This is a genomic window from Klebsiella sp. HMSC25G12 (assembly GCF_001807705.1).
GTDB lineage: Bacteria > Pseudomonadota > Gammaproteobacteria > Enterobacterales > Enterobacteriaceae > Klebsiella > Klebsiella variicola.
Window position 1 is genome coordinate 1 of the sequence record NZ_KV789924.1, and the last position, 804, is coordinate 804.

Genomic DNA, 804 nt, shown 5'->3' on the forward strand with positions numbered 1-804 from the left:
AGCCCCGGTAAGCGCAGCGCCACCGGGGATGAACACAGCGCCGCTCTCCCGGATGGCGGCGCACAGCGCCTTATCCGGGCTACCTCGTTGTATTGTTATGTTGTCGGGTGGCGCTACGCTTACCCGACCTACAATACAGGCCGTCCCCCGTGCCATGAGACAGGTAGCCCCGGTAAGCGCAGCGCCACCGGGGGCGCCTGTTTTAGCCGATGGTCATCAGGCTGGCGTTACCGCCTGCCGCCGCGGTGTTAACGCTCAGCGAGCGCTCAATATACAGCCGCTCCAGCAGCAGGTTGGTTTCGCCGCGGGCGAAGCCCTGCACGGAGACTATCGCCCCATCGCGCGCCGCCACCTGCTCGCACAGCTCGCGCAGCTGGTCGGAATCGCCGTGGTAGATAACCGCGTCGAAGGCCTGGCCAGGTAACTGCTCCGCTTTGGCAAAGCGAATGCGCTCGCTGACCTCCCGCGGCAGCTTCTTCGCCAGATCGCGCTGCAGGGCGCTGTCCGGCCACAGTACTTCACAACCCACCGCCAGCACAGCCGCCAGCTGGATCAGCGCATCCTGTTCATTATCCGCCACGCACAGCACGCGCTCGCGCGGCATCAGCGTCAGGGTATTGCGCTCGCCGGTTGGCCCCGGCAGCAGGCGTTGGGTGCCGCTTTGCGCCTGCTCGCTGTACTGCTGGCACAGCGCCTGCAGCTCAGGACGACCCGCCGCCCACTGCTGCAGCGCCTGCAGCGGTTTTTCCAGCAGCGTTTTCAGCTGGGCGTCCAGCGGGCGCTCCGCATCCTGGCGGGCGAAGG

1 pseudogene is annotated in these 804 nt (G+C 66.7%); it reads right to left on the reverse strand.

The annotated features are described in order from the left end of the window. Positions 1 to 202: 202 nt before the first annotated feature. Positions 203 to 804, reverse strand: a pseudogene (locus HMPREF3096_RS31635) (hypothetical protein); the annotation flags it as partial.